Below are 24,318 nucleotides of genomic sequence, written 5' to 3'. Positions count from 1 at the left end.
AGTGTTCCGCAAAAATGGCGCATATGTCACGGATTTATTGAACAAACCTACGGCCGAGCCCCTCCCTCTTCTCCCCGGACGCCCCGTAAACTGGGCCCCGTGACGTGGGAGGAGCTTGAGGAACGTCTGGCCCGGGGGCAGGACGAGCGCACCCTCTTCCTGCCCCAGGACATCTCCCCCGAGGACCTGGCCCGCTACGCCGCGGGCCTCGCCAACCACAAGGGGGGCACCCTCTTCCTGGGCGTGAGCCCCGAGGGCAAGGTCCTGGGTGCCCAGGACCTCCACCCCCTGCAGGTGACCCACGCCCTCTTTGAGCTCACCCAAGGCCTCCTCCTCCCTTACGTGGAGGTGGTGGAGGGGCCCTGGGGACGGGTGCTCGCCCTCCACGTGCCCCAAAGCTCGGCGGCCATCGCCGTGGGGGCGGGGCGGGTGCCCTTCTGGGACGGGAGGCGCCTTTCGGAGCTCAAGGTGGGCCAGAGCCTGCCCGAGCCTGACTTCACCGCCCAGGTGCTGCCCGCGGCGAGCCTTTCCGACCTGGACCCGGTGGAGGTCCTGCGCCTAAGGCGCATCCTGGAGGAAAGGGGAAGCGCCTTGGCCGCCCTCCCCGACCTGGAACTCCTCTTTGCCCTGGGGCTTTTGGAGCGGGTGGAGGGGGAGGCGCGCCCCACGGTGGCGGGCCTTCTTCTGGCGGGGACGTCCCTCGCCTTGAGGCGGCTTCTCCCCCAGGCGGAGGTGAGCTACTACTTCCACGAGGCCGAGGAGGGGTACAGCTTCCGGGAAGACCTCCTCAGGCCCATCCCCGCCCTCCTGGAGCGCCTGAAGGAGCTCATCCAGGCGCGGAACCGGGTCCGTTTCCTCACCGTGGGGCTTTTCCGCCTCGAGGTCTGGGACTTTGACCAGGAGGTCTACCGGGAGGCCCTGGTCAACGCCCTCGTCCACCGAGACTGGCAAAGCCCGGACGCCATCCAGGTCCACCACTACCCCGACCGGCTGGAGGTCTCCAACCCCGGCGGTTTCCCCCCCGGCATCACCCCGGAGAACGTCCTCCGCCACCCCCCCAAGAGGCGGAACCCCCGCCTGGCCGAGGCCCTCTACCGCCTGGGCTACGTGGAGCGGGCGGGAAGCGGCGTGGACAAGATGTACCGCCTCCTCCTCAAGTACGGCAAGGAGCCCCCGGAGTACCGCCTCTTCCCCGAGGCCCTGACCCTCGTCCTCTACAACCCCGAGCTGGACGAGGCCTTCGTGCGGGAGCTGGCCGAGGCCCAGGAGCGGCTTGGGGCCTTCAGCCTGGACCACCTCATCGCCATGGCCCACCTCCGGCGGGTGGGGGAGGCCTCCTTGGAGGAGCTCGCCCGGGCGCTCCAGCTTCCCGAGGAGGCGGCGCGCCGGGTCCTCTCCCGCATGGAGAGGATGGGGCTTCTGCGCAAGGAGGGAGGGCGGTACCACCTGGCCCGGCGGGACCTTTTGGCGGAAAGGGCCCTCGCCCTTCTGGAGGTACCCAGGCGCCGCAGGGAGCTGGAGGAGGCCTTGGGGCTTTCCCGGGGGGCGGCCTTGAAGCTCCTCGGCCGCCTTCTCCGGGAAGGCCGGGTGGAAAGGGTGGGCCGAGGGGCGGCCACCCGCTACCGGAGGCGGTGATGCTCCACCTGGTCCTCTACCAGCCGGAGATCCCCCAAAACGCCGGGAACGCCGCCCGCACCGCGGCGGCCTTGGGGTGGCCCCTCCACCTCATCCGTCCCTTGGGCTTCCTCCTCTCCAGCCCCAAGCTCAAGCGGGCGGGCCTGGACTACTGGCCCCACGTGGACCTCAGGCTCCACGACTCCTTCGCGGCCTTCCTGGAGGCCCTGCCCCCGGGGGCGCGGGTCTTCGCCTTCAGCGCCCGGGGGGAGGCCTCCCTCTACGAGGCCCGCTTCCAGGAGGGGGACTACCTCCTCTTCGGCCCCGAGAGCCGGGGGCTTCCCGAGGAGGTCCTCGCCCGGTTTCCCACCCTAAAGATCCCCATGCCGGGGCCGGTGCGCTCCTTGAACCTGGCGGTGGCCGTGGGGGTGGCGGCCTACGAGGCCTACCGCCAGCTCAGAGGGCGATGAGGGCGTAGCCCTGGGCGTGGACCACCTCCACGCCCAAGGGGGTGCGGTGCCGCCTTTTTGGGTTCGCCCCGAGGAGGGGGGTGTGGCCGTGGACGTGAAGCCGGGGGCGGAAGAGGCGGTGGAAGAGGAGGAAGGCCCGGGCCCCCCGGTGGGCGAAGTCCTCCCCGGCGCTGGGCCCCGGGGGCGGGGCGTGGGTCAGGAGGACGTCCACCCCGTGGCCGTGGAAGAGCCTCCGGGGGAAGGCCAGGGGAAAGGGCTTTAAGGCGAGGCGGAGGAGCTCGGCTTCAGAGAGCTGGCCCTCCCCTTCCCGGTAGCGGGGCACCCCCCCGATGCCGTAGAAGAGGAGCCCTCGGTGGCGGAAAAGCCGCCCGTGGAGGTTCACCACGCCCCCGGGCCGCTTCCTTTCCTCCCCTTCCCAAACCCACTCCTCCCCGTGGTTTCCGGGGACGAAGAGCACGGGCACCCGGACCTTGGTGGCCACGTACTCCAGGTACGCCCCGGGCAGGTCCCCCGCCGCCAGGACCAGGTCAAAGGGGGGGAGGTTTTCGGGGAAGCGGGGGGAGTGGATGTGGGGGTGAACCTGGTCGGAGAGGACAAGGAGGCGCACGCTCCTTTTCATTCTGGCAAAAAGGCGTAAGGATAAGGGCGTGCGGGCGTACTCCACGGCCCACCTCTCCCTTCCCCTGCCCGAGGGCCACCCCTTTCCCCTCTACAAGTACGGGGGCGTGGCCGAGGCCCTGAAGGGGCTTCTTCCCGTCCTCCCCGCCCCCGAGGTGCCCCGGGAGGCCCTCTTCCTGGCCCACGAGGCCTCCTACCTGGAGAAGCTTTTCGGGGAGGGGCTTAGCCGGGAGGAGTCCTTGAGGCTTGGCCTCCCCTTCAGCCAGGCCCTCTTGCGGCGGGCCCTCCACGCTGCCGGCGGGACCCTGGCCGCGGCCCTGGACGCCCTCGAGGCCGGCCTCGGCCTCAACCTCGCCGGGGGCACCCACCACGCCTTCCCCGGCCGGGCCGAGGGGTACAGCCTCTTCAACGACGTGGCCGTGGCCATCCTCTGGCTCCGGGCCAAGGAGGGGTTTTCGGGCCGGGTCCTGGTGGTGGACCTGGACGCCCACCAGGGGAACGGCACGGCGGTCTTCTTCCAGGAGGACCCCTCCGTCTTCACCCTCTCCCTCCACGGGGAGCGGAACTACCCCCTGAAGAAGGAGAGGAGCGACCTGGACGTGGGCCTCCCCGACGGCACGGAAGACGAGGCCTACCTCTGGGCCCTGGAAGAGGCCCTGGAGAAGGCCCGGGCCTTCCGCCCGGACCTCGTCTTCTACAACGCTGGGGTGGACGTCCTAAAGGGGGACCGCTTCGGCCGCCTCGCCTTAAGCCCGGAAGGGGTGAGGCGGCGGGACGAAAGGGTCTTCCGCTTTGCGAAGGCCCTCGGGGTGCCCCTCGTGGTGGTGATGGGCGGGGGGTACAACCGCGACCCCCGCCTCACCGTGGAGGCCCACGCGGCGACCTACCGCCTGGCCTTGAGCTCCTTGGCGTAGGTGGCCACAGCTTCCTCCAGGCTAAAGCCCAGGTTCCGGTAGAGGTCCAAAGCGCCCTTCTCGTGGTCGTGGGCTCGGACCCGGAGGAGGTCCGCTCCCTTCCTTTGGGCAAGCCTTGCCGCCTCGGAGAGGAGGGTGCGCCCGATCCCTTTCCCCCGGGCCTCGGGGACGACCCCGATATAGGCCACGCTGGCCTCGCCTCCTTCCAGCTCCACCTCGGCCAGGCCCACGGGCCTCTCCCCCAGGTAGGCCACGAGGAGGTGGACGGCGGGGTCCTGGAAGTGCTCCTCAAGCTCCTCGTCCGTCCAGCGGAGGCGCAGGGCCCAGCTTTCCTCGCTCTCCCGGTAGAGCTCCCGGTAGACCCCGGCCCCAGGGAAACCCTCCTCCACCCGCACGCCCTCGGGGGCGGGGTAGTCCAGCCCCTCGGGGCGCTTGACGAAGAAGTAGGTCACGTGGAGGAGGCCGAAGCCCGCTTCTTCCAGAACCCGGCGCAGGACCCGGTTTTCCTCCCGGGGGAAAGCGTAAAGCCGCTCCACTCCTTGGGCCCGCTCCTCTGCCGCCTCCAGGAGGGGAGGCAGGTCCTCTTCCCGGTAGGCCAGGGGGCCTTCCAGGGCGGCCCCGTCCCAGAAGGAGTAGAGGCCCACGTACCCCGCCACCTCGTCCTCCTTAAGGAGGACGAGGCCGTCCTCCAGCTCCTCGGCGAGGCCCTCGAGGTCCCGGGCCTCCGGGGCAAGGACGCCCCGCTCGGGGCTTTGGTCCATCCAGCGGAGGAGCCTAAGGAGCCCCGGGAGGTCCTTGCGGGCCACGGGCCGGATCATGCCCCCAGTCTACCGCCAGGTTCAGGGCCTTCACCACCCCCTCCTCCCCGTAGAAGTCCACCACGGAAAGCCTGGCGTAGTCCTGCTCCAGCCTCAGGCCCTCCTCAGGGGGTAAGGGAAGGGCGAGGCTTAAGGCGGCCCGGTTCAGGGTGCAGTTTCCCACCACGAGGATGGCCTGGCCCCGGTGCTTCTTTAGGAGCGCCTTCACCGCCCGCCTCCCCCGCGCCCAGGCCTCCCGCACGCTCTCCCCTCCGGGCGGGGCGAAGCCCGCTTCGTCCCTTACCCAGGCCGCCACCTCCTCGGGGAAGCGGGCCTCCACCTCGGGGAAGGAAAGTCCCTCCCACTTTCCCCAGGCCCGTTCCCGAAGCTCGGGGAGGAGGGTGTAGGGGACGGAAAGCGCCCTTGCCAGGAGGGCCGCCCCCTCGGCCTCCGCCAGGCTGTCCGCGGCGTAGACGTGGGCCACGGGGAAGCCTTGGAGGAGAGGGAGGAGGGCGAGGAGGGCCCTTCTCCCTTCCCCGCTCAGGGGAAGCCCCGGGTGGCTGTAGAGGGCGTGGCGGGGGTTCTCCACGGGCCCGGCCCGGGTGAGGAGGAGGGTGGTCTTCTTGTGGGGGCCCTTGAGGAAGTGGGCGAGGAGGCCCATGGCCCTAGAATACGGGGGTGGAAAGGTGGGTCATCGTGAACCCCGCGGCGGGCCGCGGCAAGGTGGGGAGGCTTTCCGGGGCCATCCTGAAGGCGGCCCGCCAGGAGGGGGCCCGGGCCTTCCTCACGGAGGGGCCGGGCCACGCCACGGAGCTTGCCCAAAGGGCCCCCGAGGGGGCCCGGGTGGTGGCCGTGGGGGGGGACGGGACGGTGCACGAGGTCTTGAGGGGCCTCGCGGGCACGGGGAAGGTCCTGGGGGTGGTGCCCATCGGAAGCGGAAACGATTTCGCCCGCATGCTGGGCCTCCTCGGGCTTCCCTGGCCCCAGGCCTTGGCGCTCGCCCTCCACGCCCCCGAGGAGGCGGTGGACCTGGGGTGGGTGAACGGGGAGCCCTTCGGGGCCTCCTTGGGAATCGGCTTTGACGCCCTGGTGGCCAAGAAGGCCCTTACCGCCCCGGCTTTTCTCCGGGGCATGCCCCGCTACCTCTACGCCCTCTTCGCCGTGCTCAAGGAGCTCAGCCTGCCGGAGGCCAGGGTCTTCGTGGACGGGGAAGCGGTCCACCAGGGGAGGATGCTCCTCCTCGCCGCCATGAACGGGCCCGCCTACGGCGGGGGCATCCCCATCGCCCCCATGGCCGACCCGCGGGACGGGCTCCTCTCGGTGGTCCTGGCCGGGGAGCTTTCCCGGCTGGGGGTGGTCCTTATCCTCCCCAGGCTTCTTCTGGGGAGGCACCTTTCCCACCCCCGGGTGCGGGCGTACGCGGGGCGCGAGGTGGCGGTGGAGTTCGCTCATCCCGTCCCCGCCCACGCCGACGGGGAACTCCTCCCGGAGGCCTCGGTCTACCGGGCGGAGGTGCGGCCCTTGGGCCTGCGGGTGGTGGGGGGCCGGGCGGGCGTTCAGAAGGGGGCGCTTTCGCCTAGGCCCGCGGGGGCCTAGAGGGCTTCCTCCAGGCGATGAAGGAGTTCCTGGAAGCGTTTTAGGGCCTTGGGCAACTCGGCGTAGATGCGCTCGGCCAGGGCCTCGTCGTAGGTGTGGCTCGTGAGGTTGCGCGGCAGAGGTAGAGGCGGTAGCGCCGCCCCTTGAGCCTTGTGCGCACCCGGCGCTTCACCTCCTCCAGGACCTCGCCTTCCGTCACAGGTTCATTCTACCCGCGTATACTTAGGCCATGCGCGGCCTTTCCCAAAGGGTCCAGGCCATGAAGCCCTCGGCCACGGTGGCGGTGAACGCCAAGGCCCTGGAGCTCAGGCGCCAAGGGGTGGACCTCGTGGCCCTCACCGCCGGCGAGCCCGACTTTGACACCCCCGAGCACGTGAAGGAGGCGGCGAGGCGCGCCCTCGCCCAAGGCAAGACCAAGTACGCCCCCCCGGCGGGGATCCCCGAGCTTCGGGAGGCCCTGGCGGAGAAGTTCCGCCGGGAAAACGGCCTCCAGGTTACCCCCGAGGAGACCATCGTCACCGTGGGGGGGAAGCAGGCCCTCTTCAACCTCTTCCAGGCCATTCTGGACCCGGGGGACGAGGTCATCGTGCTGAGCCCCTACTGGGTGAGCTACCCGGAGATGGTGCGTTTCGCCGGGGGGGTGGTGGTGGAGGTGGAAACCCTTCCCGAGGAAGGCTTCGTCCCCGACCCCGAGAGGGTTCGGCGGGCCATCACCCCCCGCACCAAGGCCCTGGTGGTCAACTCCCCCAACAACCCCACGGGGGCGGTCTACCCGAGGGAGGTCTTGGAGGCCCTCGCGAGGCTTGCGGTGGAGCACGACTTCTACCTGGTCTCCGACGAGATCTACGAGCACCTCCTCTACGAGGGGGAGCACTTCTCCCCGGGGCGCGTGGCCCCCGAGCACACCCTCACGGTGAACGGGGCGGCCAAGGCCTTCGCCATGACCGGATGGCGCATCGGCTACGCCTGCGGGCCTAAGGCGGTGATCAAGGCCATGGCCGACGTGTCCAGCCAGTCCACCACGAGCCCCGACACCATCGCCCAGTGGGCCACCCTCGAGGCCCTCACCAACCAGGAGGCCAGCCGCGCCTTCGTGGAGATGGCCAGGGAGGCCTACCGCAGGAGGCGGGACCTGTTGCTTGAGGGCCTGGCCGCCCTGGGCCTCAAGGCGGTGCGCCCGAGCGGGGCCTTCTACGTCCTCATGGACACCTCCCCCATCGCCCCCGACGAGGTGCAGGCGGCGGAGAGGCTCCTTGAGGCGGGGGTAGCCGTGGTCCCGGGCACGGACTTCGCCGCCTTTGGCCACGTCCGCCTCTCCTACGCCACCAGCGAGGAGAACCTCAGGAAGGCCCTGGAGCGCTTCGCCCGGGTGCTGGAGCGCGCCTAGCCGGGGTTTTCCTGGGGTATAGTCTAGCGGCGCGGGGCGGCCCCGCGCCCTGGGGGTCTTTATGAGCGTGATCCTCCTCGGCCTAGGCCGGTACGTGGAAGAGATCGTGGAGGTGGTCTCCGCCATCTCCGACGTGGTCCTGGTGGAGCGGGACGAGGCGCGGCTTAGGGCCTTTTTGGAGAAGGCGCCTGTGGCCAACCTCCGGGCCCTCCCGGGGAGCGCCACGGACGTGGGGCTCTGGAAGGAGGTGGACCTCGAGGCGGCGGAGGCCGTCATCTCCTTCCTCTCCGTGGAGGCCACCTTGGACGTGGCCCGGCTTCTGCGCAAGGCCCTGGGCTACCGGGGCAAGATCGTCCACGTCTCCAAGGCCCGGCCGGACCCCCAGGCCGTGCGGGAGCTGGACCTGGAGGTGGTCTCCATCCCCGAGGTCCTGGGGGCCATCCTGCGCAACCTCCTCCAGGGGCAGGGGATCGTCCGCTACCCGGTGGGCATCGGCCTGAGGAAGGGGGAGGTGGTGGAGGTCCTCATCACCGAGTCTTCCCCTGCGGTCTACGCCCGGCTCCGGGAGCTCCGCCAGCCGGGGGCCCGGGTGGCCTTGGTCTACCGGGAGGGGAGCCCCATCCTGCCCCGGGCCGACTTCCGGGTCCAGCCGGGGGACCGGCTCCTCGTGGTGGGCGACCCCCGGGGGGTGGAGATCTTCGTGGGGGCGGTGATCCGGGGAGAGCCCACGTTTCCCCGGCGCTTCGGGAGCGTGGGCGCCCTTTGCCGGGCGGAGGACGAGGAGGCCCTTTACCTCAAGGAGCGCCTCAAGGTGCGGGACTGGGTGGAGGCCTGCGAGGACCCGAAGGGGGTGGCGGAGGTGGGGGTTTTCCTGGCCCGGGACCGGGACTGGGTACGGCGGGCCTTCCAGGAAGGGTACCCGTTTCCCTCCTTCCACCTCCGGGGGACCCACCCCTACCGGAGCATCCTCGTTTCCGCCAACACCGAGGCCCTAAGCCCCCTCCTGGCCTCGGCCATGGACCTGGCCCGGATCTTCGGCAGCGAGGTCTACGTCCTCTTCGTGAGCCGGGTGGAGGCCTTCATGCCCCCTGAGGAGAAGGAGCTTCTGGAGAACCTGAAGCTTCTGGTGGAGCGGGCGCGGAAGACCTCGGGCCTCGAGGTCCACCTCATCCGCAAGGAGGGGAACCCCGTGCGGGAGACCCTGAGGCTCCTCAAGGGGGAGTTCAACCTCCTGGCCCTGGGCTACACCCCGGGGCGCCGCACCGCCTTCTTCCGCCCCTACGTCCCCCAGCTTTTGGCCCAGGCGAGCCCGGTGTCCACCCTCTTGGTGCCGGAGGTCAACCTTGAGCGGTAGCCTCCTTTTGCTTTTCGTCTTTCTGGCGGCCTTCCTGGCCCCGCCCCTCTCCCGCCTCCTCAGGATGCCCGTGCCCGTGGGGGAGCTCGTCATCGGCCTCCTCCTCGGCCACTTCCTCGCCCAAGGGGTGGCCCTCCCCGAGATCCTGGGGTTTTTGGCGGACTTCGGCTTCCTCCTCCTCATGTTCCTCGCGGGGCTAGAGGTGGACTTCAACCTCCTCCGCCAGTTGGAGCGCCGCCACTTCGTCTTCTACGCCCTTTACGTGGTGGGCATGTTCCTCGGCGCCGGGCTTCTCGCGGGCCTTTTGGGCGTGGGGCTCGCCCAGGCCCTGATCCTCGCCCTGGTTTCCATCGGCCTTATGGTGGCCACCCTGAGGGACATGGGCATCCTGGGCCGGGCCTTCGCCAAGCGGGTCCTGATCCTCGGTGTCCTGGGGGAGGTGGCGAGCCTCTTCGGCCTCACCGCCATGGAGAAGGCGGCCCACTACCAGGGCCTCCTTCCCCTGCTGGAGGAGGTCGGGATCATCGCCCTCTTCTTCCTGCTCCTTTTCCTCGCCTTCCGCCTGGCGGGCCTCTTCCTCTGGTGGTACCCGGAGGTGGGCCGCAGGCTGGTCTACGAGGAGGACCCGAGCGCCATGGGCATCCGGCTGAGCCTGGCCCTCATGTTCGCCGCCGCCGTCATGAGCGGTCTGGTGGGGCTGGAGAGCGTCCTCGGGGCCTTCCTCGCCGGGATGATCCTCTCCTACTTCCTGCAGAAGAAGCACGACCTCGAGGCCAAGCTCAGCGCCATGGGCTACGGCTTTCTCATTCCCATCTTCTTCATCCGCACGGGGATGGGGATTGACCTCTCGGGCCTGGACGGCCGCCTCCTCCTGGAGGTGGGCCAGGCCCTCCTCCTCATGCTCCTCATCCGCCTCCTCCCCGCGCCCTTTCTCCTTTTGAGCGGATTCCGCCTGCGGGAGGCCTTCCTCGCGGCCCTCCTCCTCGCCTACCCCTTCACCCTGATGATCGCGGGGACGGAGATCGCCAGGGGCGCCCACCTCCTGGACGAGCGGGCCGCCCTCGTCCTCCTTCTCGCCGCCGCCCTCTCCTCCCTCCTCTTCCCGTGGGCGGCCAAGATGCTCCTGCGCTTCCTGCGCTGAGGCCTTTGGGGGGTCCCCTTTAGATCCAGCGCCGCCTCCGCCTTGGGGCGAGGAGAAGGAGGACCGCTCCCAGGGTCACGCACACGTCCGCCAGGTTGAAGACGGGGAAGTTGGCGATGAGGGGGATGGAGGTGCCGAGGTCCAGGTAGTCCACCACCCACCCCCGGCCCAGGCGGTCCACCCCGTTCCCCAGGGCCCCCGCCGCCAGGAAGGAGAGGGCGAGGGCGGGGAGGGGGGGGTAGCGCCGCCTGGCGAGGAGGAGGAGGAGGCCCGCGCCCACCAGGAAGGAGAGGAGGCCGAGGAGGAAAGCCTGGCCCTGAAAGAGGCCGAAACCCGCCCCCGTGTTCCGGACCAGGGTGAGGTAAAGGAGGTCGCCGAGGAGGGGCCTGGGGATGGGGGAGAGGTGTTCCAGGGCCCAAAGCTTCAGGGTCTGGTCCAGGGCGAGGAGGAGGGGTACGAGCACCGTGGGCATCCCCAAGAGTCTACCCCAGTGTGCTATACTCCTAAAGGTTTGCCTTCGGGCAGGAGGGTGCCATGTCCAAGGTGTGCGAGATCAGCGGAAAGCGGCCCATCGTGGCCAACAGCATCCAAAGGCGGGGTAAGGCCAAGCGGGAAGGGGGCGTGGGCAAGAAGACCACCGGCATCTCCAAGCGCCGCCAGTACCCTAACCTGCAGAAGGTCCGGGTGCGGGTCGCCGGCCAGGAGATCACCTTCCGCGTAGCCGCAAGCCACATCCCCAAGGTCTACGAGCTCGTGGAGCGGGCCAAGGGGCTTAGGCTGGAGGGGCTTTCCCCCAAGGAGATCAAGAAGGAGCTCCTCAAGCTCCTCTAGCGCCCTTTGGGCCTTCCTGCCCCCCATGGGTGGGGGGCTTTTGTGTAGGATGGCCCCGTGGGCTGGAAGCCGGGGCACTACCTCCTCCTGGCGGTGAGCCTGTACGCCCTGGTGGTCACCTTCGCCTTCTCCTTTAGGGGGCGGCAGGTGGCGGCCTTGCGCCAGGAGGCCATGGCCTACCGGGAGAGGGCCGCTTGGGCCCCCGAGGGGTACATGCTGCCCCTCCCCGGGGCCTGCTTGCCCTCCCTTCCTGAGAACCTGCCGGGTGCCCCCCGCCCTTACCGCAAGGGGGTGAGCGCGGGCTTCGTCTTCCGCCAGGGGGACGCCTGCGTGCCCGTGGTGCGGGGGATGGGGGTGGTGGCGGCCTTCGGGGGCGAGGTGGTGAAGGTGGACCCGGACTTCCAGGAGCTTTCCGAGGAGGCCTGGCAGGCGCTTCTGGAGCGGGTGCGGGAGGGGGCCTCCCCGGAGGAGATGGACCTCCTCCGGGGCCTCGAGGTCCACGTCCGCCATCCGGACGGTCGCACCACCGTGTACGCCCACCTTCAGGCCCCCTACCCGGGGCTAAGGGTGGGAAGCCGCGTCCACCGGGGCGACCCCATCGGCTACGTGGGGAACACGGGGCTTAGGGGGGGCGCCCCCCGGCTCCTCTTTGAGGTCTGGGAGGGGGAGCCCGACCGGAGCGCCTTCCTCTTCCAGGGCCTGGAGGGGGAGGAGCTCCTCCGCCGGGCCCGGGCCTTCTTCGGCCTCCCCTAGACGACCTTACCCGGGTTCAGGAGCCCTTCGGGGTCCAGGAGGGCCTTGAGCCTCCGCATCCACTCCAGGGCGGGGCCGTGCTCCTTGGGGAGGAACTTCCTTTTGCGGAGGCCCACCCCGTGCTCGGCGGTGCAGGTGCCCCCAAGCTCCAGGGCCTTTTCCACGAGCCTCTCGGCGTAGGCCTCGGCCTTGGGGTAGTCCTCGGGGAGGACGGGAATTAGGGTGTGGAAGTTCCCGTCCCCCACGTGGCCCAGGATGTTCCCGGTGAGGCCCATCTCCCCTAGGAGCCCTTGGGCGAAGCGCACCATCTCGGGAAGCCGGGAGAGGGGGACGGCGGTGTCGGTGATCATGAAGCGGTGGCCGGGGAAGAGGTGGACCAAGGCCCAGTAGGCCTGGTGCCGGGCCTCCCACTGGCGGCGCCTCTCCTCCTCCGTTTTGGCCGCCTCCACCTCGAGGGCCCCCGCCTCCCGCACGAGCTCCAGGGCGAGGGCCCTCTCCGCCTCCAGGGCCTCCTTGGTGGAGGCGTGGAACTCCAGGAAGAGGGCCGGGCGCTCGGGGAAGCCCGCCTTTAGGTATCGGTTCAGCGCCCGCATGGCGAGCTCGTCCAGAAGCTCAAGCCTTGCCACGGGAAGCCCGGAGGCCATGACCCGGTAGCTGGCCTCCGCCGCCTCCTCCACCCCGGGGAAGAAGACCCTTAGGGTGTGGACATGCTCGGGGAGGGGGTGGAGCCTTAAGGTGAGGCGGGTGATGACCCCTAAGGTGCCCTCGCTTCCGATGAAGAGGTCCTTGAGGTCGTAGCCCGCGGAGGTCTTGCGCACAGCTCGGCCGAGCTCCAAGACCTCGCCGCTTGCCAGGACCACCTGGAGCGCCAGGACGTTTTGCCGCATCCCCCCGTAGCGCACCGTGGTGGTGCCGCTGGCGTTCGTGGCCGCCATGCCTCCTAAAGAGGCGTCCGCCCCCGGGTCCACGGGGAAGAAGAGGCCCGTGCCCTTGAGGGCCTCGTTTAAGGCTTTTCGGGTGAGGCCGGGCTCCACCACGCAAGAGAAGTCCTGGGGCCTCACCTCCAGGACCCGGTTCATCCGGCTCAGGTCCAGGCTGATGGCTTCCCTGACGGGGTAGAGGTGGCCCTCGAGGCTCGTCCCCGCCCCGAAGGGGATCACCGCCACGCCCCACGCCCGGGCCCACTGGAGGGCCTTCTGCACGTCCTCCACGCTTTCCGGGTAGACCACGGCCAGAACGGGCCTCGCCTCGGGGTAGCCCTCATCCTTCCCGTGGCGCAGGCGCTCGCTTTCCGAGAGGTCCACCTTCCCCGGGAAGAGGCGCTTTAGGGCTTCCAGCTTGTCCACGCCCTTGAGTTTACGCCCTCCCTCGCCACCTCACCAGGGGCGCCAGGGCGAGGAGGAGCCCTCCGGCCAGGAGGAAGGGAAGGGGGAGGGCCACCCCCGCCAGGGCCCTGCCCAGGGGGGGCCTAAGGGGGCCAGGGCTCCGCTCAGGAAGAGAAAGCCTCCCGCCACCCGGCCCCGAAGCTCCGGGGGGGCCTGGCTCAGGCGCACCGCCCCGGCCACCGCGCCGAAGAGGGCGCCCCCAGCCCCCAGGAGAAAGGTCAAACCCGCGAGGAGGGGCCAGGGGGGAAGCAGGGCGGTCCCCAGGAGGCCTAGCCCCGCGAGGCCCAGGGCGAGCCTCAGGGTACCTCCTTCTCCTAACCGCCCCAGGACCGCCCCTACCAGGAGCCCTCCCAAGGCCCCCCCGAGGCTCTGGACTGCGCCCAGGAGGCCCAGGACTCAGGAGGCCTTCCCCAGGCCCCGCAGAACCACGGCCAACGGTCCAGGGGCGGCTTCGGGTGAAAAGGAAAAGGAGACCCGCGGCCAGGTCAGAAAGGGCGTCGGCGGCGGCATAGAGGGCCCCCAGCTGCCCCCGGGCCCGGGCCAGGGCCTCCTTGGGGAGGAGGTCGGCGAGGGGGGCCCCGGCGGCCACCATCCGCAGGGCCTCCAGGAAGGCGAAGAGGAAGCCCAAGAGGTAGAGGGGGAGGGGAGAGGGGGCGCTGAGGAGGGGGAGGAGGGCCAGGGTGAGCCCTCCCTGGCCCAAGGCGGCCAGGAGGAGGAGCCTTCCCCTAGGCCACCGGTCGGCCAGATGCCCCCCGTAGAGGGCGAAGAGGGGCTCGGCCAGGAGGCGGAAGGCCAGGGCTAGGCTGGCCTCTAGGGGGCTCAAGGCCCCAAGAGCGGTGAGGGCGGCGTGGGCGAAGTAGAAGAACCCTGCTCCAAAGAGGCGGAAGGCTTCCAGCCAGAGGAGGAGGGCCAGCGTCATACACCTAAGGCTAGCCGGAAACGGGCCAAAAACGAGAAAGAGTAGGTTCTCTTTGTCCAAGATTCCTACTCTGCTTCTTGCCTTAAGGCCTCCAGTCGCCTAGGGTGCAGGGGTCCTAGGGCGAAGGGAAGAAGGACCAGGAATCCCAAGGCTCCTAGGAGGAGGGGCAGGGCTGGATTCCCCTTGCCCAGGACCCCCGCCCCCAGGCCCCCCAGGGCCCCGGCCCCGTAGAGGAGGGCGCGGATAGCGGCGAGACTTGGGGCCAGGCCCTCCTTGGGCAGGAGCCAGCCCCGCACCGCCCGCAGGTGGGTGCTGAGGAGGGCCACGGCCAGGCCTAAGAGGGGTGGGGCGGCGAGGAGGAGGGGAAAGGGCAGGAGAAAGCCCATCCCCCCGAGGGCTGCCCCTAGCGGGCCCAGCCTAAAGGCCAGGGCCGGTGGGACCCGCCCGGCAAAGTAGCTTCCCAGGGTGTACCCCAGGCTTTGTAGCACGAAGACCAGGCCGAAGAGGACTTCCGGGGTGCCCGCCCGGAGGGCCAGAAGGCCCAGAAGGGCGGTGGTGAGGGCGTGGGCCAGGGTAAAGAGGAGGGAAAGAAGGAGATAGGGCCTGAGGGGGGCATGGGCCAGGAGGCGACGGAGGGACCGCCCCAAGGCCTCGGGCCTCGTCGCCTCCTCCCTCTCCCCCTTCTCCCCCGTGAGGGCGGGGCGGAGAAGGGCCCAGGCCAGGAGGAGGATCCCGGCGGCAAGGAGGTAAGGGAGGGCGGGATGGAGGGCGAAGAGGGCGGGGCCCAGGCCGACCCCCACCAGCCCCCCCACCTCCCAGGCGGCGTAGAGCTTGCCGCTCCTTTCCGCCAGCCTGTCCCGGCCTCTCCGCACCAGGAGGCCTTCCCAGGCCACGATGGCCAGGTCGGTGAGGACCATAAGGGGGTAAGCGTAGAAGACCAGGAGGGCGGCTTCCCGCGGCAGGAAGGGAAGGGGGAGGAACAGGAGGCCCCGGGCCAGGCGCAACTCCAGGAGAGCCCGGGCCAGGCCTCGCCGCTCCACCCAGGGGCTGAGGAGGAGAAGAGGCCCTAGGGTAAGGTAGCCCAGGGCGGCGAAGAAGCCCACCCAGAAGGCTTCCTCCGTGCGGGCCACTTCTAGGGGGTCGTGTCAAGAGTTATGTGTAAGAGTCTGTGTACGGGGGGCATACCGCTCCTGAAGCATCTTCTCCAGCACCTCCTTCACCTCCGAGAACCCCTTTAGTTTCCGTTCTGCCCACCTCCCTTCCTGCCTCTCTGACTCCAGGTAAAGGAGCTTGTACACCGCCTCTTCCTTAGGAAACTTGTGGTCCCGCACCTTCGTCCCCCGCCGTAGCTCCCGGATAAACCGCTCCATCAGGTTGGTGCTCCGCAGGTACGGCCAAAGCACCTTGGGGTACCCGTAGAACCGCAGGAAGGCCCCCGAATCCTGTACCCAAAGCCCCACCACCCCCGGGTACCGCGAACCCCAGGCGGCCTTCACCTCCTCCAAGGCCCTAAGGGCTTCATCCCTGCTCTCCGCCCCGTACACCCGCCTCAGGTCCTCCGCCAGCAGGCCCCGGTCCCGCGCCCGCACCTGGGACAGGCTCCACCGCACCCCGTGCACCACGCACCGCTGCCACTCCGCCTGAGGGTAGACCCTGCGGATCGCTTCAGGAAGCCCGGGCAGCCCGTCGGTGATGAAGAGCAATACCCGCCGCAGGCCCCGCTGCCAAAGCTCCCCCAGGACCCCCTCCCATCCCAGGGCGCTCTCCGTGGGCAACAGCCAGAACCCCAGGACCCGCCTCTCCCCATCAGGGGCGATGCCCAGGGCCACATACACCGTTTCCCGCACAATCCCTTCCCCTTCCCTGAAGACCTTTAAGGAAAGCCCGTCCAGGTAGACGAAGGCCATCTCCTCGGGCAAAGGCCGGGTGCGGAAGGCTCCTGCCGCCTCCAGGACTTGGTCGGTCAGAGCGCTTAGGGTCTCGTGGGAGTAGCGGTGGCCTAAGAGCAGGCTCAATATCTCGGCCGCCTTGCGCTGACTGACCCCGGCGGCGTACAAGGCCACAGCTACTTCCCCCACGTCCACCAGGCGGCGGGCGTAGGGCTTAAGGAAAGCCGGGTAATACCGAGATTCCCGATCCCTAGGGACCTTCAGGTCCACCTGGCCGAAGGTGGTCTCCAGCTTGCGGGGGTAGTAGCCGTTCCTGCGCCCCCCGTGCACCTGCAAGAAGGCTGTCCGGTCCAGCTCCAGAACCGTCTGCAGAACCTCGGCTACTGTCTCCCGCACCGCTTCCCTCAGCAAGATCCGCAAGGTATCCTGGTCCACGGGGCACCTCCTCGTGCTAAGGTGTGCCCCCCTATTAAACACGGGCCCTTACACATAAATCCTTACACGACCTCTAGGGCGAGGGTGCTAAAGCCCAGGGAGGCCCCGAGGTCGCTCAGGGCCTCGGCCAAAACAGACTCTTTATGCCTCAAGTGAAGAAAACCCCTCTATTACCCAGACCACCCCGCCAGAGATAGAACAAGCGAACATTTTTTCACCATTTTGCGAAATCCTGACACAGGAAACCATCGGCAATCCGGAAACGACAGGAGGCTGATGTCGGTAGTCACCCTGGTCCCTAACGTTTACAGCGATGACCGAGCCCCGCAACGGCTGTGTGATGTAGGTTATCTCAGGATTTAGAGGGTCGTCTATCATTCCTCCAGTAAAGTGAAGCCCCGAAGCCAAGCAGTGATGTTCTAGGAGGTCCGCGAAGGAAAAGGGGCCTCCAGCATCAGGTACACCTAAGAGGTACTCAGCGACAGTCAAAAGTGAGCCATAGGGGAGTTCAGGAACACGGTTAACCTTTTTCCAGTCGTTACAGCCAGCGAAGACAGTTATACCCCTTTTATGATCGTTAGGGGGAGACGAAACATCTTCGAAGCCGGGAGGTGGGAAGAGGGGTATATCCTTAACCAGGGGTTCTTTCTGTCCCGTTTCTAGATCTATGAGGATGTCGGCTCTGGAGCGCCCTGCCGAAGCTGTTACAGAAAGCTTTCGGCGCCTTTCGTCGTAAACGAGGCTGTATGGTGCCTGCAGTCCTTCAGCTACAACATCAGATTTGCGCGCATCTCCACCTTGTGTAATGTCTCTGATCCGCCCACCCCAGAACTCTGTGATCAAGAATCTACCGTCCGGCAGTGGGCACATGCTGGAGGGCCCCTGGAGCCCCCAGGCAAAGGGCTTGGCCTCCTCCATGTCCCCGCCCTTGGTGACGTCCTTCACCTTGCCCGTGGTGCGCTCCACCACCAGGAGCCTGCCGTCCGGGGTCCACTCCATGTGGGTGGGCGCGTGCAGGTTCCAGGCGAAGGGCCTCACGTGAACCCGCCGCGTCCGGCCGCCGACCTTGACCTCCTGCACTTCCTTGAGCATCTCCTTCACCCCCTTCCGGGTTAGCCCCAAGGTAGCAGGGGGGAGGTTACGCGAGGTTACGTGGAAGGGGTTCCATAGCTGGCCTCCCGCGTAACCTTGCGTAACCTCAGGCCCCCCGCGTAACCCTTCCCGTGGCACCCTGGGGGCATGAGGGGCAAGGTCTTTTGGCTTTTGCTCTTGGCCTGGCTTCTCCTCCTGGCCCGGCCTTCCGGGCCCGCTTTGGCCTGCTGGGACCCCAACTGCGTCCCCCCGGCCTCGTACCCTTTCTTCCGGTTTCCTTCGCCCGACTGGCCCAGGGAAGCTCCTTAGGGACTTTTTGCCGGGGCCCCCATGCTGGCGCGAGCCAGCATGGGGTGGTATCACACCCCGTACTCCCGGCGGAGCCTCGCCACCCGGGCCCGGGCGATGGGGAGGCGGGGGTCCTCGGGGGGTAGCCTCTCCAGGAGGGCCTCCCAGACCTCCAGGTCCTCCCCTAGGCGCTCGGCCAGGAGGAAGAGGCTTTCCGTGTCCCCTTGGGCCAGCACCGCCTGCCTCAGGGCCTCCTCCAGCTCCAGGCGGAGTTCCTCCACCCCCGGGGCCTGGCTCCAGGGAAGGAGGGGGCCTTGGTAGAGGGCCAGGGCCCCCTCCAGGTCCCCCCGGGAGAGGGCCTTAAGGAAGGCTCCGAGGTCCGAGGGGGGAGGGTTTTCCAAGCGGTAAGGGGAACAGGAGATGCGGAAGCCCTTCTCCCGCAGGCGGTGGAGGAGGGCCTTCAGGGCCCCCAGGTTGGGCTCCCCGTAAAGCGCCTCCCCCAGGGCCTCTCCGGAGAGGCCCTCCTTGTGGGCGAGGAGGAGGGCCAGGGCCTCCGTGCCCCTGGGGCCCAGGGAGGGGAGGGGGCCTCCCCCAAGGAAGCGAAGGAGGGGGGTTCCGGCCTCTCCCAAAAGGAGGACCCGGGCCTCCGGGCGGAGAGCGGGGGCAAGCTCCGGGGCCAGGGGGGCCTCTACCTCCATCCCGAGGGCCTTCAGGCGGGCCTCGGAGAGGAGGGCGTAGAGCGCCCCGTCCTCCCGCAGGAGGCCGTGGGCGGCGAGGAGGTGGGCCTCATCCCCCTCCCCAAGCCCCCGGGCCAGGAGGTAAAACCCCCAGGGCCAGCCCTCCCGAAGGAGGAAGGCCAGGGCCCCTTCTAGGAGGAGCCGGACCTCTGGGGGGTCCAGGGCCAGGGCCCCGAGGACGAGGAAGCTCGCGAGGCTTTGCGGCTCCAGGAGGGAGAGGAGGCCCCGGAGGAGGTTTTTGGCCCGCTTTGGGCTTCCCCGGAGGAGGTGAGTAAGGGCCAGGGTGTGCCCCGCCAGCATCCGCACTCCCGGGAAGGGGTGGGGCAGGAAGGGCTCCGCCTCCTCCAGGACCTCCGGGAGGGGCTTGGCGCCGAAGAAGAGCTCCAGGCGCAGGTGGTGGAGGATGGTCCAGGGGGAGGGGTCCTTGAGGCGGGCGAGGGCAGCGTGGGCCAGGGTCTCGGGCCGGCCCAGGCGCTCCAGGGCGATGGCTAAGGCCAGGTGGAGCCGGGCCTCCCCCTTGGCGTTCCCCCTGAAGCGGTGGAGGGCCTCCTCCAGGGCCAAGGCCCCCGCCTTTGGGGGGAGGGCCAGGCCCAGGTGGTAGAGGGTGAGGGGGGTCTGGGCCCTTTGGGCGGCCTCCAGGGCCAGGGCGCGGTAGGCCTGAAGGTTTCCCCACCTCGCCTCCACGAAGCCGAGAAGGGCGAGGCGTTCCGCCTCCAAAGGGCCCTCCTGGGGAGGAAGGAGAAAGGCCAGGGCTTCCCGGTCCCGCCCCTCCTCCAGGAGGCGGAGGGCCGTGGCGGGGAGGGGCTCGCCCATAGGGGAAGCCTACAGGCCCCCTCTTTCCTTGGGAGGGAAGGAAGCTACATTGGAGGGACGCCCCTTGGCCTTGCGTCCGGGTCCGATCACGGCGCGGCTGCCTGGCTTTCCTTAGCGTCGGGAAGGAGGCGCTCCACCTCCCGCGCCCCGGGAAAGAGGTAGCCGGAAAGCCCCCAAAGCACCCCCAGGCTCCCGAAGAGGAGGAGCATGAGGGTGATGCCTTCCCCCTGCCCGTACCGGGGAGCGAAGACCCCGTCCGCCAGGGGGCCAGCCAAGGCCATCCCCAAGGGGTTGATACCAGGCGATCATGCGCCTCGCGGCGAAGACCTTCCCCTGGACGGAAAGCGGCACCTTGGCCTGCCAGATGGCCTGGTTGGACCCGTTGATGATCGGGATAAAGAGGCTTTCTAGGAAGGCCAGGGTTGCCCAGGCCCCTGGGCCTTCGGCCACCCCCATCAAGGCCAAGGCCAGGCTGGAGAAGGCCATGCCCAGGAAGACTCCGTGGACTCGCTTCTTGGGGCCGCCCCACACCGAAAGGAGAAGCCGCCCCACCACCCCGCCGAGCCCTGCGACGGAGCGCACCAGGGCCAGGGCCGCCTCCGACATCCCCGTCTTGGCCAGCACCATGGCGGGCAGGACGGTGACGGCCAGGGTGCTGAGAAAGTTGATGCCGAAAAACATGAGCTGAAGGCCGAGAAGGAGCGGCCTTTCCAGGATGAAGCGGAAACCGCAGAGGGCTTCTTCCCTGAGGGAGGTCCTGGGGCCGGTCCGGGGCGGAAGGCCCGGGATGGGCACCAGGAGGAGGGTGAGGACCGCGGCGCCCGCCCCCAGGAGGTCCAGGGCGAAGACGCCCCCGAGGCCCAAGGGCTTGAGAAGGGCAGCCGCCAGGACGGGGGCCCCCACCCCGGCCAGGGACTCCGCCAGGCTCATCATGCCGCTCGCCCGGGCGTAGCCCTTCTTCTCCAGCATGGCGGAGAGGGCGGGCCAGTGGAGGCTGGAGAGGGCCCCCGTGAGGGCGGAGACCAGGTAGAGGTGGAAGACCTCGAGGCGCCCCAGGAGGTAGAGCAAAAGGAGGAAGCCGGTGGCCACCCCCCCGCCGAGGTCGGCCGCCAGCATGGCCCACATCCGGGGGTAACGGTCCACCAAGGCCCCCGCCAGGGGGGAGAGGAGGATGAGGGGAAGGCAGTGGAAGAGGCTGAGCAGGGAGAGGGTGGTGGCCTGGCCCCTGCGCCTTAGGCCTCGCCCCTTAGGATGGCCTCTATCTTCTCCAGGGCCTCCTGGGGCAGGTCCACCCCGGCGGCCCCCAGGCTCTCCCGGATCTGCTCTGGGCGGGTCGCCCCGGTGATGGCGCTAGAGATCCCGGGAAGCCTCAGCACCCAGGCCAGGGCGAGCTGGGTGCGGGTGAGGCCGAGTTCGTCCGCCACCTCCTTGAGCTTGAGGACCTTCTGCCGGTTTTCCTCGGTGAGGAAGCGCTCGGCGAACTGGGGGTAGCGGGCGAAGCGGCTTTCCTCGGGGATGCCCTGGTCGTACCGCCCCGTGAGCATGCCCATGGCGAGCGGGCTCCAGACCACCAGGCCCATCCCGAAGCGCTCCGCCTCCGGGAGGATCTCCCCTTCCACCCTTTCCCGGTAGAGCATGGAGTACTGGGGCTGCTCCACCACGGGCGGGTGGAGGCCGTTTTCCTTGGCGAAGGTCACGGCCTCGGCGATCCTTGCGGCGGGCCACTCCGAGGTGCCCCAGTAGAGGGCGTACCCCTTCTCCACGATGGTGTGCATGGCGTAGACGATCTCTTCCATGGGGACCTCGGGGTCAAAGCGGTGGGCGAAGAAAATGTCCACGTAGTCGGTCTTGAGCCGCTTGAGGCTTTTCGTGATGCTCTCCAAAAGGTGCTTGCGGCTTAGGCCCCGGTCGTTCGGGTCCTCGGACATGGGCCAGTAGGCCTTGGTGGAGAGGACCAGGGTGTGCCGGGGGAACTCCTTGAGGACCTCCCCCATGATCTCCTCGGCGAGGCCCTTGGCGTAGACGTCGGCGTTGTCAAAGAAGTTCACGCCCCCTTCGTAGGCGATCTTGACGATCTCCCGGACGGTCTCCTTGTCTTTCACCACGTCCCCGAAGGTGACCCAGGCCCCCAAGGAGATCTCCGAGACCTTCAGGCCCCACTTGCCCAGTTTGCGGTAGCGCATCTCACCCATGGCCCCCGCAGTCTACCCCTTTTGGCCGGGATTGACCAGCGGGTCAGTCGCCTTCCACCTCCAAGACCCCGCCCGGGGCCTGGAAGCCGATCCGCTTGTGGGTGCCGTCGCAGAAGGGCTTGTTCCCCGAGGCCCCGCAGCGGCAGAGGAAGACCCGGGGGCGCTCCAGGACCTCCTCCTTCTCCCCCACGCGCACCGCGAAGCGCTTCCCCTCCACCCGTATGGGGCCGTTTTCCAGAAACTCCAGCCGCATGCCCCCACTCTACCTGAGAAGCCGGGCGAGGAGGGGGACGAGGAGGAAGAGGGCGAGGACGCGCACCGTGTGGAAGACCCCCACTAGGGCGGGGCTTCCCCCCTCGGCCTGGCTCAGGGGCCCCATGCCCGTGATCCCCCCGGGAGCCAGGGCGAAGAGGAGGGCTTTGGGGGGTTGGCCCAAGGGCTTGGCGAGGAGGAAGGCGAGGAGGAGGGCGAGGGCGAGGAAGGCGAGGGCGGCGAGGAGGGCGTAGGGGAGGAGCTTGGGGGAGAGGAGCTCCTTCCGGAAGGAAAGCCCCACCAAAACCCCGGCGGCGAGCTGCACGGCCAGGTCCAGGCCCCTTGGGGTGGGGGCTGGGGTGGGGGCGGGGGAGGCGAGGAGCTGGGCGAGGCCCGTGCCCAGCATGGCCCCCACCACGGCCCCGCCTGGAAGGCCCAGGCGGTGGAAGAGGAGTCCGAGGAAAACCCCGCTTAGGGAAGCGCGCAGGAGGTCCATGGGAGGTATGGTATGCTCTTTTCCAACCATGAAGCGTTTCTTGCGAGGGCTCGCCTGGCTTTTGGGCTTCTTCCTCTTCCTCGCCCTTCTCCTCGGCTTCTCGGGCTACGTCTACCTGCGCTCCTCCCTGCCCCAAGGGGAGGGCCGCATCGCCCTGGAGGGGCTTTCCGCCCCGGTGGAGGTGGTCCGGGACGGCAAGGGGGTGGTGCGCATCCGGGCGGCCACGCTCAAGGACCTCTTCTTCGCCCAGGGCTTCGTCCACGCCCAGGAGCGGCTTTGGCAGATGGAGTTCCAGCGCCGGGTGGGCCAGGGGCGCTTGAGCGAGATCCTGGGGGAGGCCACGCTTCCCCAGGACCGGTTCCTCCGCACCTGGGGCTTCTACCGGGCGGCCCAGGCGGCCTACGGGAGGCTCTACCCCGAGGAGAAGGAGGCGGTGGACGCCTACGCTGCCGGGGTAAACGCCTTCTTGGCCTCTGGGGCCCCCCTGCCGCCCGAGTTCAGGCTCCTCGGCTTCCGCCCCGAGCCCTGGACGGGTCCCGACGTCCTGGTCTGGGCCAAGATGATGAGCTACGACCTCTCGGGGAACTGGGAGGAGGAGCTAAAGCGCCACCGCCTTCTCGCCCGGGGGATAAGCCCGGAGCGGCTCCTTGAGCTCATGCCCCCCTACCCCGAGGACGCCCCCACCATCCTTTCCGCCGAGGACCTTAAGCTTCCCCTCAAGCGGGAAGAGGCCCCAAGCGCCCTCCTCTGGATGGCCCCGCCCCGCCAGATGGAGGCCAGCAACAACTGGGTGGTGGCGGGAAGCCGCACCGAAACGGGCAAGCCTTTCCTTGCCAACGACCCCCACCTCGCCCTCCAGGCCCCGAGCCTCTGGTTCCTCATGGCCCTCGAGGCCCCAGGTCTTAAGGCCATGGGGGCAACCCTTCCTGGGGTGCCCGGCGTCGTCATCGGGCGGAATGAGCGCATCGCCTGGGGGGTGACGAACGTGGGGGCGGACGTGCAGGACCTCTACCTCCTGGAGGAGGTGGAAGGAAGGGGCTACCGCTACCGGGGCGGGGTCCTGCCCTACGGGGTGCGGGAAGAGGTGATCCGGGTCAAGGGGGGGAAGGAAGAGGTCCTCAAGGTGCGGGAGACGGTCTACGGGCCCGTCATCACCGACGCCTTGCAAGACCCCCCAAAGACCCCCATGGCCCTCCGCTGGGTGAGCTTGGACCCGGAAGACCACATCCTCATGGCCTTCCTGGGGGTGAACCGGGCGGGGAACTGGGAGGAGTTTAAAAAGGCCCTGGAGGTCTACTCCGCTCCAAGCCAGAACTTCGTCTACGCCGACGTGGAGGGCAACATCGGCTACATCGCCCCGGGGAAGTTCCCCGTCCGCAAGGAGGGGCACACGGGGATGGTGCCGGTGCCGGGGAACGGGGAGTGGGACTGGCTGGGCTACCGGAGGCCCGAGGAGTGGCCCCAGGCCTTTAACCCCCCTAAGGGTTACCTCGTCACCGCGAACCACAAGGTGACCCCCGAGGGCTTCCCCTACGCCCTCACCTACGACTGGGCCGAGCCCTACCGGGCGGAGCGCATAGAAGAGCTCCTCCTCGCCAAGGAGAAGCTTTCCCTGGAGGACATGAAGGCCATCCAGCAGGACCAGAAGAGCCTCCTCTACCGGGACTTCCGCCCCACCTTGGAGCTCCTTACCCCCCTTTCCGAGAGGGCCCAGGCCTGGCGGGATCGGCTCCTCGCCTGGGACGGGACCATGGCGGCCTCCTCCGAGGAGGCCCTGGTCTTCGCCCTCTGGTACACCGAGCTCACCCGGCTTCCCCAAAGGGAGGTGGGGGAGGCTTACTGGGACGAGCCCCGCTACCTCCTTAGGGCCCTAAAGGAGGGGGACAAGAACTGCGACCAGCCGGAGACGGACTACAAGGAGACCTGCCTGGACTACGCCGCTCTCGCCCTGGAACGGGCCCTGGACCGAAAGGAGGCCCTGGGGGCCAGGACTTGGGGGGAGGCCCACCGGGCGCGCTTTCCCCACGCCGTCCTCACCCACACCCCCCTAAAGCGCCTCTCCGACCGGGAGGTGGCCTTCGGCGGCGACCGGTACACGGTGAACGTGGGGCCCTTTGACCCCGATACCCTCGCCATGGGCCATGGGCCGAGCTACCGCCAGATCGTGGACCTTTCGGATATGGAAAACTCCCTCTTCATTCACCCCATGGGCCAGTCGGGCCACTTCCTTTCCCCCCACTACGCCGACCTCCTCTCCTTTTGGCGGCGCGGGGATTACCTCCCCATGCGCTTTGGGGCTCCTTTGGGGAGGACACTCCTTCTGGAGTCCCTTCCTCCGCCTTAAG

At 68.9% G+C, this 24,318-nt stretch carries 24 protein-coding genes; 10 read left to right on the top strand and 14 right to left on the bottom strand.

Annotated features, from left to right (window positions below):
* Window positions 1-99: 99 nt before the first annotated feature.
* Together TthTMY_RS09545 and TthTMY_RS09540 are read left to right on the top strand one after the other, a co-directional pair.
* Window positions 100-1,635: an ATP-binding protein gene (locus tag TthTMY_RS09545; protein ID WP_096411094.1), complete on the top strand. Its 1,536-nt coding sequence runs from the start codon at window positions 100-102 to the stop codon at window positions 1,633-1,635.
* On the top strand, window positions 1,635-2,084 hold the full coding sequence (locus TthTMY_RS09540; protein ID WP_096411093.1) for a tRNA (cytidine(34)-2'-O)-methyltransferase: 450 nt from the start codon (window positions 1,635-1,637) through the stop codon (window positions 2,082-2,084). The genes TthTMY_RS09545 and TthTMY_RS09540 overlap by 1 nt, the downstream gene beginning before the upstream one ends.
* Here the strand turns inward: TthTMY_RS09540 and TthTMY_RS09535 are convergent.
* Window positions 2,071-2,703, bottom strand: coding sequence for a metallophosphoesterase (locus TthTMY_RS09535; protein WP_172844639.1), 633 nt, complete (start codon window positions 2,701-2,703; stop codon window positions 2,071-2,073). The two genes, TthTMY_RS09540 and TthTMY_RS09535, sit on opposite strands and share 14 nt — an antisense overlap.
* 28 nt (window positions 2,704-2,731) lie before the next feature.
* Here TthTMY_RS09535 and TthTMY_RS09530 point away from each other — a divergent pair, with 28 nt between their 5' ends.
* Window positions 2,732-3,616, top strand: a complete 885-nt coding sequence (locus TthTMY_RS09530) for a histone deacetylase (RefSeq protein ID WP_096411091.1) — start codon at window positions 2,732-2,734, stop codon at window positions 3,614-3,616.
* Here the strand turns inward: TthTMY_RS09530 and TthTMY_RS09525 are convergent.
* Together TthTMY_RS09525 and TthTMY_RS09520 are read right to left on the bottom strand one after the other, a co-directional pair.
* A complete protein-coding gene (locus TthTMY_RS09525) occupies window positions 3,586-4,434 on the bottom strand; it encodes a GNAT family N-acetyltransferase (protein WP_096411090.1) in 849 nt (282 codons plus the stop codon). The genes TthTMY_RS09530 and TthTMY_RS09525 overlap by 31 nt on opposite strands.
* Entirely contained in the window at window positions 4,391-5,074 is a 684-nt protein-coding gene (locus tag TthTMY_RS09520) for a histidine phosphatase family protein (protein WP_096411089.1), read from the bottom strand. The genes TthTMY_RS09525 and TthTMY_RS09520 overlap by 44 nt, the downstream gene beginning before the upstream one ends.
* Window positions 5,075-5,091: 17 nt before the next feature.
* Here TthTMY_RS09520 and TthTMY_RS09515 point away from each other — a divergent pair, with 17 nt between their 5' ends.
* From TthTMY_RS09515 to TthTMY_RS09495, 4 genes are all read left to right on the top strand, one after another.
* A complete protein-coding gene (locus TthTMY_RS09515; protein WP_096411088.1) occupies window positions 5,092-6,009 on the top strand; it encodes a diacylglycerol/lipid kinase family protein in 918 nt (305 codons plus the stop codon).
* Between the two features lie 229 nt (window positions 6,010-6,238).
* Window positions 6,239-7,396, top strand: coding sequence for an aspartate/prephenate aminotransferase (gene aspC, locus TthTMY_RS09505; RefSeq protein WP_096411087.1), 1,158 nt, complete (start codon window positions 6,239-6,241; stop codon window positions 7,394-7,396).
* 61 nt (window positions 7,397-7,457) lie between these two features.
* Entirely contained in the window at window positions 7,458-8,750 is a 1,293-nt protein-coding gene (locus TthTMY_RS09500; RefSeq protein WP_096411086.1) for a potassium channel family protein, read from the top strand.
* On the top strand, window positions 8,740-9,891 hold the full coding sequence (locus TthTMY_RS09495; protein WP_096411085.1) for a cation:proton antiporter: 1,152 nt from the start codon (window positions 8,740-8,742) through the stop codon (window positions 9,889-9,891). Before TthTMY_RS09500 ends, TthTMY_RS09495 begins: the two co-directional genes overlap by 11 nt.
* 19 nt (window positions 9,892-9,910) lie before the next feature.
* Here TthTMY_RS09495 and lspA read toward each other — a convergent pair whose 3' ends face one another.
* On the bottom strand, window positions 9,911-10,363 hold the full coding sequence (gene lspA / locus TthTMY_RS09490) for a signal peptidase II (protein ID WP_223903215.1): 453 nt from the start codon (window positions 10,361-10,363) through the stop codon (window positions 9,911-9,913).
* A gap of 62 nt (window positions 10,364-10,425) precedes the next feature.
* On the opposite strand from lspA, the gene rpmB reads away from it, so the two are divergent.
* Both rpmB and TthTMY_RS09480 read left to right on the top strand, forming a co-directional pair.
* Window positions 10,426-10,722 carry a 50S ribosomal protein L28 gene (rpmB, locus tag TthTMY_RS09485; protein ID WP_011174314.1) on the top strand — a complete coding sequence of 99 codons (297 nt, stop codon included), beginning with the start codon at window positions 10,426-10,428 and terminating at the stop codon, window positions 10,720-10,722.
* A gap of 57 nt (window positions 10,723-10,779) precedes the next feature.
* Window positions 10,780-11,475: a M23 family metallopeptidase gene (locus tag TthTMY_RS09480; RefSeq protein ID WP_096411084.1), complete on the top strand. Its 696-nt coding sequence runs from the start codon at window positions 10,780-10,782 to the stop codon at window positions 11,473-11,475.
* Here TthTMY_RS09480 and TthTMY_RS09475 read toward each other — a convergent pair.
* The 10 genes from TthTMY_RS09475 to TthTMY_RS09430 all read right to left on the bottom strand — a co-directional run bounded on the left by TthTMY_RS09475 (window position 11,472) and on the right by TthTMY_RS09430 (window position 21,973).
* Complete coding sequence (locus tag TthTMY_RS09475) at window positions 11,472-12,821, bottom strand: FAD-binding oxidoreductase (protein ID WP_096411083.1); 1,350 nt, start codon at window positions 12,819-12,821, stop codon at window positions 11,472-11,474. The genes TthTMY_RS09480 and TthTMY_RS09475 overlap by 4 nt on opposite strands.
* Before the next feature lie 10 nt (window positions 12,822-12,831).
* Complete coding sequence (locus TthTMY_RS09470; protein ID WP_223903214.1) at window positions 12,832-13,779, bottom strand: MFS transporter; 948 nt, start codon at window positions 13,777-13,779, stop codon at window positions 12,832-12,834.
* 65 nt (window positions 13,780-13,844) lie between these two features.
* Window positions 13,845-14,909, bottom strand: coding sequence for a hypothetical protein (locus TthTMY_RS09465; RefSeq protein ID WP_223903213.1), 1,065 nt, complete (start codon window positions 14,907-14,909; stop codon window positions 13,845-13,847).
* Between the two features lie 15 nt (window positions 14,910-14,924).
* Complete coding sequence (locus TthTMY_RS09460; protein WP_096410503.1) at window positions 14,925-16,145, bottom strand: IS256-like element ISTth4 family transposase; 1,221 nt, start codon at window positions 16,143-16,145, stop codon at window positions 14,925-14,927.
* A 99-nt stretch (window positions 16,146-16,244) separates the two neighbouring features.
* On the bottom strand, window positions 16,245-17,195 hold the full coding sequence (locus TthTMY_RS09455) for a hypothetical protein (protein ID WP_096411082.1): 951 nt from the start codon (window positions 17,193-17,195) through the stop codon (window positions 16,245-16,247).
* Window positions 17,196-17,554: 359 nt separating this feature from the next.
* Complete coding sequence (locus tag TthTMY_RS09450; RefSeq protein ID WP_096411081.1) at window positions 17,555-19,033, bottom strand: hypothetical protein; 1,479 nt, start codon at window positions 19,031-19,033, stop codon at window positions 17,555-17,557.
* Window positions 19,034-19,144: 111 nt separating this feature from the next.
* A complete protein-coding gene (locus TthTMY_RS09445; protein WP_229365156.1) occupies window positions 19,145-20,191 on the bottom strand; it encodes an MFS transporter in 1,047 nt (348 codons plus the stop codon).
* A gap of 74 nt (window positions 20,192-20,265) precedes the next feature.
* Entirely contained in the window at window positions 20,266-21,225 is a 960-nt protein-coding gene (locus TthTMY_RS09440) for an aldo/keto reductase family protein (RefSeq protein WP_172844638.1), read from the bottom strand.
* Window positions 21,226-21,268: 43 nt separating this feature from the next.
* The gene (locus TthTMY_RS09435) at window positions 21,269-21,478 is read right to left on the bottom strand and encodes a CDGSH iron-sulfur domain-containing protein (RefSeq protein WP_096411079.1); all 210 of its coding nucleotides are present in this window, start codon (window positions 21,476-21,478) and stop codon (window positions 21,269-21,271) included.
* A gap of 9 nt (window positions 21,479-21,487) precedes the next feature.
* Complete coding sequence (locus TthTMY_RS09430) at window positions 21,488-21,973, bottom strand: AbrB family transcriptional regulator (protein WP_096411078.1); 486 nt, start codon at window positions 21,971-21,973, stop codon at window positions 21,488-21,490.
* A gap of 28 nt (window positions 21,974-22,001) precedes the next feature.
* On the opposite strand from TthTMY_RS09430, the gene TthTMY_RS09425 reads away from it, so the two are divergent.
* Complete coding sequence (locus TthTMY_RS09425) at window positions 22,002-24,317, top strand: penicillin acylase family protein (RefSeq protein ID WP_223903212.1); 2,316 nt, start codon at window positions 22,002-22,004, stop codon at window positions 24,315-24,317.
* The last annotated feature ends 1 nt before the right edge of the window (window position 24,318 follow it).

This window comes from Thermus thermophilus, from assembly GCF_019974155.1.
Taxonomy (GTDB): domain Bacteria; phylum Deinococcota; class Deinococci; order Deinococcales; family Thermaceae; genus Thermus; species Thermus thermophilus_C.
The sequence above is the reverse complement of the archived record's forward strand: the minus strand, read 5'-3'. Positions and strand labels throughout refer to the sequence as shown.